The organism is Bradyrhizobium sp. LeoA1Lang, assembly GCF_055413685.1.
Genome location: NZ_JBVAPG010000194.1, coordinates 1 through 13,778 on the forward strand (window position 1 = coordinate 1; position 13,778 = coordinate 13,778).

Sequence of the window (13,778 nt, forward strand, 5' to 3'; positions counted from 1 at the left end):
GAGATACGGTCCCATTGCGTGTCGTTCAGAACGAGCCGATCCAGAACCCCCAAGGCTTCCTCCTAAAAGAAAGCCTTGAATCACGTTCCGTCTGATTTGAGAATCCCAAGAGTCCACACAGCCTAGGCGGCATCAGGTGCGGCGGACATCGCCGGCTCACTTAACTAAACTGTACGGTATCGTTTCGTTATCGTCAACAGCGTTCCGACGCCGATAGCCGCCCAAATCGCGGGGCAGCCCGCTGCGTCGGGCATGGCTTATCGAGATGTCAGCGGGACGGGCGGGTCCGTGCGCCGGATTTCTGCGGCCGACCGCCAGGTCCGCCGATGCCGGTCATCAAAAGCCGCAAGGACGCCCGCAAGCGTTTTTCCTCAGCCTTCCGGTCAATCGGAATGCCGTTGGTCGCCTGCCGGAAGGTGTGGCCGACGGTGATGTTGAGATAGACCTCGGCGGCGGTTGTCGTGTCCTCGATCTGGACCGCTCCCTCGGCGACCAGGCGATCAAACAGACGGGTCATCGTCGAAACGGCTTTCAGGTAGCCTTCTTCCTCCGCGAGCCTTGCGAGCTCGGGAAAATTGGTTGCCTGCGCCGCCACAATGCGGCCCAGAGCCCCCGGCTCGGGCCCGCTGATCAAATTGAGCATCTGCCGCGCCAGATCGAGGAGAACTTGCTCGACGGAAACGCCGGAAACATCGCTGCACTGCATTTCCGCCGCTGTCGAGAGCGGAGAGAGCCAGCGCGCAATCTCGCGCCGCAACACGGCCTCGAACAGGCCCCGCTTGTCGCGATAGCGGGCGTACACGGTGGGCTTGCTGACCCGCGCCGTTTCCGCGACGGCGTCGATCGATGTCGCCTCGAAGCCGCGCTCCAGAAAAAGCCGGGTGGCAACCTCGATCAACCGCAGGTCGCGCTGGATGGCGGCGCTTTTTGTCGGGCGGCCGCCGCGAGATTTCGCAACGCTCTGCCGTGCCGCCCGTGCCATTAACCTCGTCAGTGGTTCCGTCCTCTCGGCGCTACAATGTCCCCCGCTCTATATCGTGCCGCCGTGCAGCCGTCATCGCCAATCTGCCGGCGGCGCCGGCCTCATGCCATCACGCGCTCGGGCAACAGCTCCGCGATCTGGACCGCGTTCAGCGCAGCGCCCTTCAGGAGCTGGTCGGCGGCCACGAAGATCGAGATCGAATGGCCGCTGGGGTCGCTCAGATCCTTGCGGATGCGGCCGACCAGCACGTCGTCCTGGCCGGAGGCATCGATCGGCATCGGAAAGTAATTCCCGGCGCGATCGTCCACGATCCGCACGCCCGGCGCGGACGCAAGAAGCGCGCGCACCTGGTCCTCGCTAACAGGCTTCTCGCATTCGAAGGTGATGGCCTCGCAATGTGCGCGCAGCACCGGCACGCGGACGCAGGTGACGCCGACTGCTATTCTGTCATCCTCGAAGATCTTGCGGGTCTCCTTGATGACCTTGGTCTCCTCGTCGTTGTAGCCGGTCTCGGGATCGACGGCGGTGTTGTGGTTGAACAGGTTGAAGGCGTAAGGGTGCGGCATCACCTTCGGCGTATAGACCTGTCCGTTCAGATTGGCGCGGGTCGATTCCACCAGCTCCTCCATTGCCGCGGCACCGGCGCCGCTTGCGGCCTGATAGGTCGAGATGATCACGCGCTTGATGCGGTTCTTCTGGTGGATCGGCCACAGCGGCACGAGCGCAGTGATCGCCGCGCAGTTCGGGACGGCGATGATGCCCTTGTGCTCGCGGATGCGGGAGGCGTTGATCTCCGGGATCACCAGCGGCACGTTCGGGTCCATGCGGAAGGCGGAGGAATTGTCGACCACGACGGCGCCGGCCTTCACCGCGATCGGCGCGAACTTCTTCGAGACGCCGCTGCCGGCCGAGAACAGGGCGATGTCGACGCCCTCGAACGAGCGCTCGTTGAGCTCCTCGATGACGATCTTTTGCCCGCGGAAGTCGATGGTCTTGCCCGCCGAACAGCTGCTCGCCAGCGGCTTCAGCTTGCGCACGGGAAAGCCGCGCCGGTCCATGGTGGCGATGAACTCGGCACCGACGGCGCCGGTCACGCCGGCAATGGCAACAACGGGATCGTTCTTCACGGGAGTCTCCATTCATTTGAGCATGATCTTTTTCGGAAAACCGGTGCCCACTTTTCCGGATCATGCTTCAGGCAATAAAAAAAGCCCCGGACCTTCATCAGGCGGGGCTTCGGTTTGAGATGATGCGGTCGGTCCGACTACGCGCGCACGCCTCCCAAGGCCCCGGAGAGCTTTTTGGTCGTGGTGGTGCGTTTGGTCGCGATGATCATGGTGGTGGAACTTATGCGGGAGGTTTTGGGCTCCGTCAACGGCATTCCAGCCGGAAATCGCCGTCAATGCGGTTGAACAGGGGCAGTTGTCACGCCATAAGCGGCCGCATGGACCTTCCCAATCATTTCGAATTGCTCGCGACCGACGGTAATGCCCGTACCGGCCGGCTGACCACGCCGCATGGCGTGGTACGCACGCCGGCCTTCATGCCGGTCGGCACCGCCGGCGCAATGAAGGGCATGCACTGGCGCGAGGTGCGCGATGCCGGCGCCGACATCGTGCTCGGCAACACCTATCATTTGATGCTGCGGCCCGGTGCCGAGCGCATCGCAGCCCTGGGCGGCCTGCAGACGTTCACCGGCTGGAACGGGCCGATGCTGACGGACTCCGGCGGCTTCCAGGTGATGTCGCTGTCGGAGCTGCGCAAGGTCAGCGAGAACGCCGTGACGTTCCGCTCGCATATCGATGGCGCCAAGGTCGAGCTGTCGCCGGAGCGCTCGATCGAGGTGCAGCGATTGCTCGGCTCCGACATTGCGATGCAGATGGATGAATGCGTGCGATTGCCGGCGGAGCGCGACGATATCGAGCGCGCGATGCGGCTGTCGCTGCGCTGGGCCGAGCGCAGCAAGCGCGCGTTCGAGACCGCACCTCACGGCTACATGCTGTTCGGCATCGTGCAGGGCGGCGATGTGCCGGAGCTGCGCAGGCAGAGCGCCAAGGAGCTGGTCGAGATCGGTTTTCACGGTTACGCGATCGGAGGGCTTGCGGTCGGCGAGCCGCAGGCGGTGATGCTGGCGATGATCGAGGAGACTGCGCCGGTGCTGTCCGCGGACCGTCCGCGCTATCTGATGGGCGTCGGCACGCCCGAGGACCTCCTGGAGGCAGTCGCGCGCGGCATCGACATGTTCGACTGCGTGATGCCGACGCGGAACGGACGCCACGGCGTGGCGTTCACCCGGTTCGGGCCGGTGAACCTCCGCAACGCACGACACGCCGACGATCCGCGTCCGCTGGACGAGGAGAGCGCGTGGCCTTCCGCGCACAGCTATTCGCGCGCCTATCTGCATCACCTCGTGAAATCGGGCGAGACGCTTGGGGCAATGCTGCTGTCGGAAATCAACATCGCCTATTACCAGCAGCTCATGCAGGACATTCGCGCCGCGATCGCAGGCGAAAGTTTTGAGGACTTCCAAAAGCAAACGCGCGCCGACTGGGCGCGCGGTGACATCGCTACGAAGCTTTAGGTTGACTGACGCGTTTTCTTCACGCGAACCGGTCTCCACTTCGCTCGAAAACGCTATGTTATCAGTTGCAGGCGAAGCGCTTGACCGAGTGCTTGGTCACGAAACCGTAACCGCAGGTGTCGCAGGTCCAGAGATAGCTGATGATATAGTCGTGCAGATAGGCGGACGCTTCCGCGGCTATCATGGAGTCAGCGCACACCGGACAGGTCGGCAGATCGCACCCGCGCGGGTCCGGACGAACCGCGATGGTCGACGGGATTTCAGCGATTGCTGTCATCGTGACCTCCTGGCGATCTGTGGGGTGTTTAACTCAGGGGTAACTTATACACCGATTTATTTGACGTTGTCGCAACACAAATACGTTGGTTTATCGCGATTTAGAAACATTTCGCTATTGCGATGCAGCGATTTGTTAATCGATTATTTCCCTTCTTGCGCTGCGGCGTGCTCCGTTCCTAACTAACGAGAACCGCGATTTTCGCGGCACATTTTTGTCAGGGAGCCCCGCGATGGATGCGCCTTCAACTACGCGTGCAGTGCAACGACCGGGACGAGGGCTGGTCTATGACTCCATCGTGGATGCGATCGGCAACACGCCGATCGTCCGCCTGCGTCGGTTGCCGCAGGCCCACGGCGCGCACGCGACGATCCTCGCCAAGCTGGAATATTTCAATCCGGCGGCGAGCGTGAAGGATCGTATCGGCGCGGCGATGATCATCGCGATGGAGAAGGCCGGCATCATCAATGCCGACACCGTGCTGATCGAGCCGACCTCGGGCAATACCGGCATCGCGCTGGCGTTCGTTGCGGCCTCGCGCGGCTATCGGCTGAAACTGGTGATGCCGGAATCGATGTCGATCGAGCGCCGCAAGATGCTGGCGTTCCTTGGCGCCGAGCTCGTGCTGACGCCGGCGGCGCAGGGCATGAAAGGCTCGATCGCGGCCGCGGAAGAGCTGGTGCGCACGACGCCCAATGCGGTGATGCCGCAGCAGTTCAAGAACCTCGCCAACCCCGAGATCCATCGCCGCACCACGGCGGAGGAGATCTGGAACGATACCGGCGGAAACATCGACTACTTCGTCGCAGGCGTCGGCACCGGCGGCACTATCACGGGCGTCGGGCAGGTGTTGAAGCCGCGCAAGCCGTCGCTGCGCATCGTTGCGGTCGAGCCTGAGGAGAGTCCGGTGCTGTCAGGCGGCCAGCATTCGCCGCACAAGATCCAGGGCATCGGCGCCGGTTTCATTCCCGATATCCTCGATCGTTCCGTGATCGACGAGATCGTCAAGGTCAACAGCACCACCGCGATCGAGACGTCGCGCGCGCTGGCGCGCAACGAGGGCATTCCCGGCGGCATCTCTTCAGGGGCGGCGATCGCTGCGGCGCTAGAGATTGGCAAGCGGCCGGAAGCGGCGGGGAAAACCATCTTGGCTGTGGTGCCGTCGTTCGCCGAGCGCTATCTGTCGACCGTGCTGTTTGAAGGGATCTAGCAATGGCCGATCAACCCAGGCGACCGCGCACGCTGAACGACGCCCGCAGCGAGGCGGAGGCGGCGTTCAAGCGCGCCACCACCAAGGTGGCCGAAGCGCTGCCGAAGAAGAACGCCGCTCCCGGAGTGAAAGAGCAGGTCACGCTGCGCATCGATCAGGACGTGCTGGAATGGTTCCAGGAGAGCGGCCCGGGCTGGCAGGACCGCATCAACGAGGCGTTGCGCAAGGCGGCGGGGAAGTAGCTCCAACGAGGAGCCGCCAGAAACCAGAAAAGCCCGGCAGGAGCCGGGCTTTTCGTTGAACGCTTCCAAGGGCGTTAGCGACGGAACGCGCCGCCCAGCATGCCACCCACGACGCCGCCGACGAAGGCTGCTCCCGGATCGATGCCACCGCCGTGGTGGCGGGTGGGAGGGGGAGCGCTGCCGCCACCACCGCTGCTGGCGCGGCGCCGCGGGCGCTCTTCATCGCTCGAGCTCGTCGACGTGGTCGCCACGACCTCCGTCAGCAGCGCCTTGTGCTGCAGCCTGTTGAGGTAGCCGCTCTTCGGATAGCCGCGCGCGGCCTGCCAGCGCGTGATCACGGCGCGGGTCGGCTCGTCGAATTTGCCCGTGGCCTTGACGTCGAAGCCGAGCCCGTTCAGGCGGCGCTGCACGTCGCGGCGCTGGCCCTTGTCGAGGCCGATCTGGTCCTCGGTGACCTGGCTCGCTTCCTCGGTGAAGGTCGCAGGATCGATGCCGGCGGTGAGGTTGCGCGTCTGCGTGCTCGGTGCCGCACCGCTCTCAAGCGCGGCGATGCGGGCCAGCGCGAGCGAGCGGAACTGGCCGTTCGGATAGCTCGAGAGATAGGCGTTGAACTCTTCGGTCTTGTTGGAGTCCTTGATCGAACGCCAGAACTCGAGCTCGACGTCCGAGCTCGGCGCGGCTGCGACCGCGGTCGATACCGCAGGCGTGCCCGCCGCGGTGGCCGGGTTGTTCGCCGGCGCGCCGTTGAGATAGACCGAGCCGATCAGGTTGGTGTGGCCCCAGGGCAACTGGCCCTTGTTGGTCTCCTCGTTGACCTGGGCGCGGACCTTGGTCATCGCCTGCTGGATCTCGACGCCGGGCTGGGTGATGTTGGCGATCAGCGCGCGCGTGAACGGGCTGTTGGCGCCTTCCTGGCCGTCGAGCGCGGTCTGGCCCGGGCCGGTTGCGAACGCGATCAGCGTGCCTTCGCCGGATTTCATTTCGGCGAGGCCGGCCTGCACGTTGACGCTGCGGGTCGGCGAGTTCGACTTGATCTTGGCGGCGAACGGATTGTCGCGGCAGGCATCGAGGAACACCAGCTTGACCTTGGCGTCGCTCATGGTCTGGTCGAGCGTGAGGTCGATGTTGATGGCCGCGCCGAGCTTGACGTCCATCTCCGACTTGATGTCGGCATCGACAGGCAGGAGATAGTTGGTGCCACCGATCGCGATACCGTGGCCCGCATAGTAGAACACCGCGACATCGGCTCCCTGCGCCTTCTTGCCAAAGTCGAGCAGCTTCTCGGTCATTTTGTCGCGGGTGAGGTTGGTGCCCTCGACCACTTCGAAGCCGACATTGCGCAATGCGCTCGCCATCGACTTGGCGTCCATGGTCGGGTTGGGCAGCGGCGTCACGTTTTTGTAGGCGCCGTTGCCGACGACGAAGGCGACGCGTCGCTCGGCATGGGCGGCGGTTGCGGTCAGCGCCACGCAGATCAGCGAGGCGAGGAGGGTAAGGGTGCGCATTGAAATCCCCCAGCAGAATCGAAAAGACTTTGACTCTATCGCGTTCCGTCAGACTACACGAAAACACCATCGTTCGCGCAGCATAAAAATACCGCTGCGTCGACGAGAGAATCGCGTCGCCATAAGGCATGCCATGAAACGCGCCGCCGCTACGTGATCTACGTCACAAGCGCGTCGATCGTCAGGTCCCCGCGCGCGCGTGAGCCGGCGCGCTCGGTTTCAAGTTCAAGAGATTGCCGGCCAGGATCAGCAGTGCGCCGAGCACGGTGAACAGGTCGAGCCGTTCCGAATAGATCAGCCAGCCCGCGGTCGCGGTCAGCGGCACCCGGAGGAAGTCCATCGGAATCACGACGGTCGCATCCGCGTGCAGCAGCGCGCGCGCCATGCAGTAGTGCGAAAAAGTGCCGCAGAAGGCGATCAGGACGACCCAAACCCAGACATGCGCCGGCGGCCATGTCCAGACATAGAGCGACGGCAACAGGCCTGCGGCCGACTGCACGACCAGCATCCAGAAGATGATCGCCAGCGTCTGCTCGGTGCGGGTCAGCGACTTCACCATCGCAACCGAAATGCCGAAACCCACGGCTGCCGCGAGCGCGATCAGTTGGCCCGGATTGACCTCGCCCGTGGCTGGGCGGACGATGATGACCACGCCGATCAGGCCAAGCACGATCGCCGTGATCTTCCACATCGTCATGCGCTCGCCGAGGAAGGCTGCGGCGAGGATCGCCGTCCAGATCGGCATCGTGAATTCGATCGCCACCACCTGGCCGATCGGGATCAGCGTCAGCGCGAAGAACCAGCCAAGCTGCGCGCCGTAATGAATCAAATTGCGCGCGATGTGCATGTGCACGCGCGCGGTCTTCAGGATCGAAAATCCGCCACTCGCGTGGATCAGCGGGTAGAGCATGAAGAAGCCGAGGATCGAGCGCGCTTCCATGAGCTGAAACACGTTCATGTCCCGCATGGCTTCGCGGCCGGAAATCGCAATCACCAGCATCAGCGTGAGCCAGCCTGCCATCCACAGCGCGGCCTTGGTCTTGGAAGGGGTGCGGTCCATCGGTGATGCGGAAAAGGAGAGGGGGCGAGCGGGAACATCCGTATCGGCGAGGCCCACGCGATTTGCAACTCGCAATTCCAGGAAGGCAGCGATGCAGGTCCTTCAGCTTTGCCGTGACCGTCCGTTCGGTGCTAAGCATCGTCCCGCATTCGAGCATGATCCGGAAAGTGGAAACCGGTTTTCCCTCGCGACAAACGCGAAGCGTTTGCGCGGAGATCATGCTCAAACAAAGAGATGAGATCATGATCCGATTCCGTCTAATCGGATCATGATCTGGGAGGATAAATTCATGCGTGTCTTGCAACCGGCCGAATGGTCAAAACGCCGCGGCTTCTCGCACGGCGTCAGCTTCGACGCATCAGGCAAATGGATCGTGCTGGCGGGCCAGACCGGCGGCGATGACAAGGGCGATTACGCGCCGGACATGGCAGCGCAGGTCGCCACTGCACTGAAGCGGATCATCAAGCTCTTGAGCGAAGCCGGCGCCGGGCCTGAGCACATCGTGCGCCTGACCTGGTACCTGACCAATCGCGCTGAATACGAGGCTGCGGGCGCCGGGATCGGCGCGGCCTGGAAGGAGACGTTAGGGCGCAACTTCCCGCCATCCACCTTGCTTTATATCGACGGCCTGGTCGATCAACGCGCCAAGGTCGAGATCGAAGTCACCGCCTTCGTCCCCGCGGCATAGGGTGGTGAGAATGGCAAACCGTAAGACGTCAGCGGATATCGTGACCGGCTTCGCCACCGGCTGGCCCGAACATCAGCCCGATATCATGGTGCTGTCGCTGACGACGCACAAAGGCGTGCAGGATTTTGCGTTCAACAAGGAACAGGCTCTGTTGATCGCCAAGACCATCAAGGACACTGCCGAGCGGCTGGCGAAACCGAAGACGAACTGAACGGGTTTCCTGAATATGTCGCCCGCTTCCGCGGGCGACCGGTGTGCGCGAGCTATCTCGAGAGCGAGATGTTCGCTTCACGGAACCCGTTGTCGGCCCTGATGCTAACGGATTGCTTGTTGCCGCTCGTCCGCATGCTGAGGTTGGCGTTAAACCCGCCGGCATTGGCGGCCACCTGGAAATTACCGCCGCCACCGCGGCCCTGCAGGCTGCCGCTGATCCCGCGGCTGGCCTCGGTCCAGTTGCCGGAGATCGCGCCGCCCTGGGCGACCACATCGGCTTGCAGGTTGAACTTGTAGGCGTCGCTGGCGCAGGTCAACGACATCGCCATGTTGACGCCGCCGACGCGGTAGACGGCGCGGCAGCGGATGCGCTCCCTGGAGCCGTCGTCCAAGGTCACGCTGCCACCGCCAGACCAAGTGCCGGCCATTCCGGCAAACGGGCCCGACTGAGCATGGCTGGGGGAGACTGCAAAGGTTGCCGCAGCAAATGCCGCCGCGAAGGTCAGCCGCCGTGCGGAGGGGAACAGCTTCGAGGTCCGGTGGATCTTACTGACGGGAAGCTTCCCATCGACCGCTGCACGGTACGCCTGCTGATGCCCCATTCCACTTCCCCGATCCGGAGTTGCCACTGAGCTGTCCGTTGGCATATGCACCATTGATCGAGACTCGCACAAGGCCCTCACGGCCGACCCTGCCCGAGATGCCGGCGCCCGGCGCGGAGATTTGACCGTCCGTGACCGTCACCGTGGAAGAGGTCGAAGGCTCACAGGTTCCGGTTTTGGTGACAACGGTGACCTGCCAGAGGCCGTCATAGGGCTGCTGGGCCGAAACAGGGGCAGAAATCAGGGCAGCAGAACCGAGAAAGGACGCAAACAAGAGCGCGCGAATGCGGTCAGGACGCATGGATCAGATTTCCTTGAAATTTATGTGATCAACTTAGCTTATCCGGACACAATGTGTTCAAAATGGGCCGTCCTGTGGAAGGCAAAAAGTTCCTGTGAGATCAAACACATCATGGTGAACTTGCATGGTGAATGCGCATCGTGAATCGGCGCACCGGGAGAACGGCGCGCTCGATTCCTGCGGCAGACCTCAGGCGTTAGAGCATGATCCGGAAAAGTGGAAACCGGTTTTCCCTCGCGACAAACGCGAAGCGTTTGCGCGGAGATCATGCTCAACAAAGAGATGAGATCATGATCCGATTCCGTCTAATCGGATCATGATCTAGTGCCTGGCGTCCGAGAGACTCGGTGCCTTGGTCGCGAATTGCTCATCCTGCGGCTTGGCGGGAAGGCTGCCATGAGCTCTGCCGTAGTCGATCACCTCGGCGAGCAGCCGGAGCCCCAGCGGCGCCAGCGCACGCTCCCAGAGCTCGCGCGCGGTTTCGCCCTTCTTGACGAACACCCAGTCCTGCGCCGCGATGGCGCCAGCATCCATGCGGTCGGCGAGATGATAGATGCTGCCGCCAGCGATCGGATCGCCTTCCTTGACGGTCCATTCCACGGCAGCCATGCCGCGATGTCGGGGCAGTAGCGAGGGATGGTAGCCGATCCCGCCGAGTTTCGCGGCGGCCAGCGCTTCCTTGCTGACGCGGGCGTGGCTGTGGGCCGTCACGATCAGATCGGTGTTGGGCGCGATCTCGGAGGCTACGACGAGCTTTGGATTGGCCTGCACCACCACATCGATCCCTGTGGCCCGGGCGGCCGCCGCCAGCCGGTCTTCGCCATCGTGCACCACGACCCTGACGACATCGACTTCGCGTTGGCGCAGCATATTCAAGGTCGCCACGCCGAAATGGCGGGAACCGACGAGGGTAATCCGCATATCTGTGTTCCGTACCTGATCTTGCCGTTATGCCGATAGCACAGGGCAGCCGATTGTCCTGCCGCCGGGGATGGACAAGTTCCTGGTTATCAACAGAACGGCGCTGCAGCGAGCCGGTCTGGCGCATGGGACGGGTGCGCAACAGCCGTCACGGCGGGGTCGGGAACCGGTGGGGTTCCCAGGCTACGAGAGATAGGTCATGCCTCTTCCAGGCGGCTGGCCAAGGCCTTGTCGATCCTCCGGCCGTCGAGATCGACGATCTCGAACTGCCAGCCATGGGCCGTGACCTTCTCGCCGACATTGGGGATGGCGCCGAATTCCTGCAGCAGGAAGCCCGCAAAGGTCTGGTAGGGCCGCGGCGAGGGCAGGGTGATGCCGAGCAGGTCGGCAAATTCGAGCGCCGGCATCCATCCCGAGATCAGGTAGGAGCCGTCATCGCGCTTGACCGATGCGGGTTCGGCCGGCCCCTCCTCGGTGTGGAACGCGCCGACGATCGCTTCCAAGATGTCGGCGCTCGTCACTACGCCCTGGAAGGTGCCGTATTCATCGTGCACCAGCCCGATATGAACGGCGGAATCGCGCAGGATCGCGATCACGTCGCGTGCGTCGACGGTCTCCGGAATCACCGGCGCCTGACGGACCAGCGAGCGGATGTCCGGCGTTCCCCCGGACAGATACGCATCGAGCAGATCCTTGGCCTGCACGATGCCAAGTGCAACGTCGCGATTGCCGTCGAACACGACCGCGCGCGAATGGTTGGTCTTGAGCAGCGTCGCATGGATCTCGGAAGGGGGATCGGAGAGGTCGATCGAGCTGACCTCGTGGCGCGGCGTCATCACCGCGCCGACCGGGAGATCTCCGAGCCGCATCACGCCCGCGATCATCTCTTTTTCGCCGGGCTCGAGCACGCCGGCATTTTCGGCTTCGACCACGAGCGTCCTGATTTCTTCCTCGCTGACCTTCTCTTCGGCTTCGCCGCCATGGCCGAGCAGCCAGAGCAGCGACTTGCCGGAGCGGTCGAGCAGCCAAACCAGCGGCAGCGAGATCCTCGCCATCCACACCATGGCCGGCGCGACCTTGACTGCAATCGCTTCCGGATCGCGCAGCGCAATCTGCTTAGGCACGAGTTCGCCGACGATCAGCGAGGCATAGGTGATGACGGTGACGACAAGACCGACGCTGGCGGCATCGGCGAGCGTCGGGGAGACACCGAGCCCCAACAGCCATTGCGACACCCGCTGCCCAAGCGTTGCCCCGGAAAAAGCGCCCGAGAGCACCCCGATCAGGGTAATCCCGATCTGCACGGTGGAAAGGAATTTGCCCGGGTCCGATGAAAGCGTCAGCGCTTGCCGCGAGCCGCTCACGCCTTTTTCGACCAATCCCGCCAGCCTTGCCGGCCGGGAGGAGACGATCGCCAGTTCCGACATCGCAAGCAGGCCATTGACGACGATCAGAACAAAAACGATCGCAAGTTCCAGATAAAGCACGATTAAACCTTCTTTAACGCTCAGCCGCGACAGCACCGAACATATAGGAAGCGCAACCGGTTTGGCTGCGGCTTGCCGACGCCGTCCGGAACAGCCGTGCCGCGCGAAGGTGTTAACACAGGTTCGGGTCGGTGTGAGGGGCGTCACATCGTGAAGCCGGGGAGCGGCGGTATAAACTTGGCGACCGCAATAGCTGGCGATAGAGCGACGCAGATGGATGCTCCGGGCCTGACGGCCTGGCGCATGTTCGGTTCTGATCGAATCAGAAGTCTAGCGCCAAGCGAGAATCCGCATCTCCGGTCTTGCGAAGCCGCGCTCCGGCTGCGCGCTCTGCTTCGGCTGCGCCGCGGTGACGCGCGCGAGACAGGCGCGCAAATCGGCGTTGTGCTGCTTCATCTGGTTGCGCAGCTCGCGCCGGCCGAAAGCAGTCAGCGAGGGGTCGGCGAGTTGCTGCCAGGCGGCACGAAGCCATTCCTGCAGCACGCGGATGTCTTGATCCAAGATCTCTGGCTGGGTCATGCCGCCAAACCGCGTGAGAATCGATCAAGATGCCAGTAGGTCTGATTCGTCGCAGAACACCTAGGACAAAATAGCGCCAGGGTTGCATTTCAAGCCGCTGATCATCCGGATTGCCGTCTTCATTCGACCTCGTCCGGATTCGAGCGCAGCATGTCCATCGCGACCCACATGCCGGCAAGCACCGCGGCGATCATCGCGACGTGCCGGATCTGCGTGGTGGAAAAGCCGAGATCCTCGTGAGCAACATATTCCAGCATGATCGCCGCGTAGCCCGCGACAACGACGGCGGCGATGATCGTGGGCAGGTCGAGCTTGTTTTCCATGGCGGCACCGCGGTTCTTCGGCGCCCTGTCTAGCGCGCCGGAGCGCCGACCGCTGTGACGTGGTTCACGTCAGCTATTCAAACCGTGCCGCCGTCCCGTGTCGGCCCTGGACGGGTAGACCAAGATGACTTGCGCCTCGGGGATTTGGAGCGGGATGTGCGGCGACGTGCTGACCACGCGCTGACTTCCGTCGGTCTCGGTGTGGCTCCTCAGCGTCTCCAGCAGCAGGAAGAATTTCTCGGCAAGCACGGCAGCCTCCATGAGTGCTTTCTAATGTGTGCGGGGCGCGCCGCTAGAAATTCAATCAATTAAACGAGAGGTTGCAGAGGCAAACTGCCGCTGCAGCGCAATCGCAGGAGCCGGTGACGAATCCAGGCAGAGCTTGCTGGACCGTTCTGTCATGCTGCGCCGATCGCAAATGCTCGACGCGTCCCGTAGTAGCCCGGATGGATCGCGCCGCGGATTTTGCGTATGACACGACCGTTCCACCAGACATCATCGCGCTGATGGGGCGGGGGATGATGCGACGAGGCCCGGTCTCTAGGGTTGACCGGGCCTCGTCCTTTTTGTTTTGGGTGGTTCGCGAAGATCGAGACGCCGGGCGCGTCGACCTCGCTTTCGATCATGATCCGATTGGACGGAATCGGATCATGATCTCATCTCTTTGTTTGAGCATGATCTCCGCGCAAACGCTTCGCGTTTGTCGCGAGGGAAAACCGGTTTCCACTTTTCCGGATCAGGCTCTAGGTCGCGTGGACAGTTATCTTAGCCAGAGCAGAGTTGCGGCGATAGCGACGACAGCGAAGTAATTTCGTGCGGTTTTTTCGTAGCGCGTAGCAACGCGCCTGAAACGCTTCAGTTTCGAGA

At 63.0% G+C, this 13,778-nt stretch carries 18 protein-coding genes and 1 pseudogene; 5 read left to right on the forward strand and 14 right to left on the reverse strand.

Annotated features, from left to right (window positions below):
- Positions 1-268 precede the first annotated feature (268 nt).
- Positions 269-982: a TetR/AcrR family transcriptional regulator gene (locus ACZYOF_RS37550; protein ID WP_282527122.1), complete on the reverse strand. Its 714-nt coding sequence runs from the start codon at positions 980-982 to the stop codon at positions 269-271.
- A gap of 101 nt (positions 983-1,083) precedes the next feature.
- Positions 1,084-2,121, reverse strand: coding sequence for an aspartate-semialdehyde dehydrogenase (locus ACZYOF_RS37555; protein ID WP_463718920.1), 1,038 nt, complete (start codon positions 2,119-2,121; stop codon positions 1,084-1,086).
- A gap of 305 nt (positions 2,122-2,426) precedes the next feature.
- Here ACZYOF_RS37555 and tgt point away from each other — a divergent pair, with 305 nt between their 5' ends.
- A complete protein-coding gene (tgt, locus tag ACZYOF_RS37560) occupies positions 2,427-3,563 on the forward strand; it encodes a tRNA guanosine(34) transglycosylase Tgt (protein ID WP_282527123.1) in 1,137 nt (378 codons plus the stop codon).
- A gap of 61 nt (positions 3,564-3,624) precedes the next feature.
- On the opposite strand, the gene ACZYOF_RS37565 is transcribed toward tgt, so the two are convergent.
- Entirely contained in the window at positions 3,625-3,840 is a 216-nt protein-coding gene (locus ACZYOF_RS37565; RefSeq protein WP_282527124.1) for a hypothetical protein, read from the reverse strand.
- A gap of 232 nt (positions 3,841-4,072) precedes the next feature.
- Here ACZYOF_RS37565 and cysK point away from each other — a divergent pair, with 232 nt between their 5' ends.
- Together cysK and ACZYOF_RS37575 are read left to right on the forward strand one after the other, a co-directional pair.
- A complete protein-coding gene (gene cysK, locus ACZYOF_RS37570) occupies positions 4,073-5,050 on the forward strand; it encodes a cysteine synthase A (protein WP_463718921.1) in 978 nt (325 codons plus the stop codon).
- 2 nt (positions 5,051-5,052) lie between these two features.
- Entirely contained in the window at positions 5,053-5,292 is a 240-nt protein-coding gene (locus tag ACZYOF_RS37575) for a BrnA antitoxin family protein (protein WP_130580131.1), read from the forward strand.
- 74 nt (positions 5,293-5,366) lie between these two features.
- Here ACZYOF_RS37575 and ACZYOF_RS37580 read toward each other — a convergent pair whose 3' ends face one another.
- Both ACZYOF_RS37580 and ACZYOF_RS37585 read right to left on the reverse strand, forming a co-directional pair.
- The gene (locus ACZYOF_RS37580) at positions 5,367-6,797 is read right to left on the reverse strand and encodes a caspase family protein (RefSeq protein ID WP_463718922.1); all 1,431 of its coding nucleotides are present in this window, start codon (positions 6,795-6,797) and stop codon (positions 5,367-5,369) included.
- Positions 6,798-6,978: 181 nt separating this feature from the next.
- Positions 6,979-7,857 carry a DMT family transporter gene (locus ACZYOF_RS37585; protein ID WP_463718923.1) on the reverse strand — a complete coding sequence of 293 codons (879 nt, stop codon included), beginning with the start codon at positions 7,855-7,857 and terminating at the stop codon, positions 6,979-6,981.
- Between the two features lie 289 nt (positions 7,858-8,146).
- Between ACZYOF_RS37585 and ACZYOF_RS37590 the strand changes: the two genes are divergently transcribed.
- Positions 8,147-8,545 (forward strand): RidA family protein, encoded by a 399-nt coding sequence (locus ACZYOF_RS37590; RefSeq protein WP_463718924.1) that lies wholly within the window; start codon positions 8,147-8,149, stop codon positions 8,543-8,545.
- Positions 8,546-8,555: 10 nt separating this feature from the next.
- A complete protein-coding gene (locus tag ACZYOF_RS37595; protein WP_463718925.1) occupies positions 8,556-8,756 on the forward strand; it encodes a hypothetical protein in 201 nt (66 codons plus the stop codon).
- A 52-nt stretch (positions 8,757-8,808) separates the two neighbouring features.
- On the opposite strand, the gene ACZYOF_RS37600 is transcribed toward ACZYOF_RS37595, so the two are convergent.
- The 9 genes and pseudogenes from ACZYOF_RS37600 to ACZYOF_RS37640 all read right to left on the reverse strand — a co-directional run.
- Positions 8,809-9,360, reverse strand: coding sequence for a hypothetical protein (locus tag ACZYOF_RS37600; protein WP_463718926.1), 552 nt, complete (start codon positions 9,358-9,360; stop codon positions 8,809-8,811).
- On the reverse strand, positions 9,305-9,661 hold the full coding sequence (locus tag ACZYOF_RS37605) for a hypothetical protein (RefSeq protein ID WP_080663820.1): 357 nt from the start codon (positions 9,659-9,661) through the stop codon (positions 9,305-9,307). The genes ACZYOF_RS37600 and ACZYOF_RS37605 overlap by 56 nt, the downstream gene beginning before the upstream one ends.
- Before the next feature lie 321 nt (positions 9,662-9,982).
- On the reverse strand, positions 9,983-10,582 hold the full coding sequence (locus ACZYOF_RS37610; protein ID WP_130580137.1) for a formyltransferase family protein: 600 nt from the start codon (positions 10,580-10,582) through the stop codon (positions 9,983-9,985).
- Positions 10,583-10,779: 197 nt separating this feature from the next.
- The gene (locus tag ACZYOF_RS37615) at positions 10,780-12,069 is read right to left on the reverse strand and encodes a hemolysin family protein (RefSeq protein ID WP_463718927.1); all 1,290 of its coding nucleotides are present in this window, start codon (positions 12,067-12,069) and stop codon (positions 10,780-10,782) included.
- A gap of 270 nt (positions 12,070-12,339) precedes the next feature.
- Positions 12,340-12,588, reverse strand: a complete 249-nt coding sequence (locus tag ACZYOF_RS37620; protein ID WP_394569063.1) for a hypothetical protein — start codon at positions 12,586-12,588, stop codon at positions 12,340-12,342.
- A gap of 119 nt (positions 12,589-12,707) precedes the next feature.
- Positions 12,708-12,911, reverse strand: a complete 204-nt coding sequence (locus tag ACZYOF_RS37625; protein ID WP_130580140.1) for a hypothetical protein — start codon at positions 12,909-12,911, stop codon at positions 12,708-12,710.
- Positions 12,912-12,980: 69 nt separating this feature from the next.
- On the reverse strand, positions 12,981-13,172 hold the full coding sequence (locus ACZYOF_RS37630; protein WP_207234510.1) for a hypothetical protein: 192 nt from the start codon (positions 13,170-13,172) through the stop codon (positions 12,981-12,983).
- Positions 13,173-13,309: 137 nt separating this feature from the next.
- Entirely contained in the window at positions 13,310-13,537 is a 228-nt protein-coding gene (locus ACZYOF_RS37635) for a hypothetical protein (protein WP_130580141.1), read from the reverse strand.
- A 134-nt stretch (positions 13,538-13,671) separates the two neighbouring features.
- Positions 13,672-13,778 (reverse strand): annotated as a pseudogene (locus ACZYOF_RS37640) (IS5/IS1182 family transposase); the annotation flags it as partial.

Coding starts and splice junctions, on each gene's coding strand:
- ACZYOF_RS37620 (WP_394569063.1), bottom strand. CDS start 12,588: ATGACCCAGCCAGAGATCTTGGATCAAGACATCCGCGTGCTGCAGGAA.
- ACZYOF_RS37605 (WP_080663820.1), bottom strand. CDS start 9,661: ATGCGTCCTGACCGCATTCGCGCGCTCTTGTTTGCGTCCTTTCTCGGT.
- ACZYOF_RS37600 (WP_463718926.1), bottom strand. CDS start 9,360: ATGGGGCATCAGCAGGCGTACCGTGCAGCGGTCGATGGGAAGCTTCCC.
- ACZYOF_RS37580 (WP_463718922.1), bottom strand. CDS start 6,797: ATGCGCACCCTTACCCTCCTCGCCTCGCTGATCTGCGTGGCGCTGACC.
- ACZYOF_RS37635 (WP_130580141.1), bottom strand. CDS start 13,537: ATGATCGAAAGCGAGGTCGACGCGCCCGGCGTCTCGATCTTCGCGAAC.
- ACZYOF_RS37575 (WP_130580131.1), top strand. CDS start 5,053: ATGGCCGATCAACCCAGGCGACCGCGCACGCTGAACGACGCCCGCAGC.
- ACZYOF_RS37550 (WP_282527122.1), bottom strand. CDS start 982: ATGGCACGGGCGGCACGGCAGAGCGTTGCGAAATCTCGCGGCGGCCGC.
- ACZYOF_RS37565 (WP_282527124.1), bottom strand. CDS start 3,840: ATGACAGCAATCGCTGAAATCCCGTCGACCATCGCGGTTCGTCCGGAC.
- ACZYOF_RS37595 (WP_463718925.1), top strand. CDS start 8,556: ATGGCAAACCGTAAGACGTCAGCGGATATCGTGACCGGCTTCGCCACC.
- tgt (WP_282527123.1), top strand. CDS start 2,427: ATGGACCTTCCCAATCATTTCGAATTGCTCGCGACCGACGGTAATGCC.
- ACZYOF_RS37610 (WP_130580137.1), bottom strand. CDS start 10,582: ATGCGGATTACCCTCGTCGGTTCCCGCCATTTCGGCGTGGCGACCTTG.
- ACZYOF_RS37585 (WP_463718923.1), bottom strand. CDS start 7,857: ATGGACCGCACCCCTTCCAAGACCAAGGCCGCGCTGTGGATGGCAGGC.
- ACZYOF_RS37555 (WP_463718920.1), bottom strand. CDS start 2,121: ATGGAGACTCCCGTGAAGAACGATCCCGTTGTTGCCATTGCCGGCGTG.
- ACZYOF_RS37625 (WP_130580140.1), bottom strand. CDS start 12,911: ATGGAAAACAAGCTCGACCTGCCCACGATCATCGCCGCCGTCGTTGTC.
- ACZYOF_RS37630 (WP_207234510.1), bottom strand. CDS start 13,172: ATGGAGGCTGCCGTGCTTGCCGAGAAATTCTTCCTGCTGCTGGAGACG.
- ACZYOF_RS37590 (WP_463718924.1), top strand. CDS start 8,147: ATGCGTGTCTTGCAACCGGCCGAATGGTCAAAACGCCGCGGCTTCTCG.
- cysK (WP_463718921.1), top strand. CDS start 4,073: ATGGATGCGCCTTCAACTACGCGTGCAGTGCAACGACCGGGACGAGGG.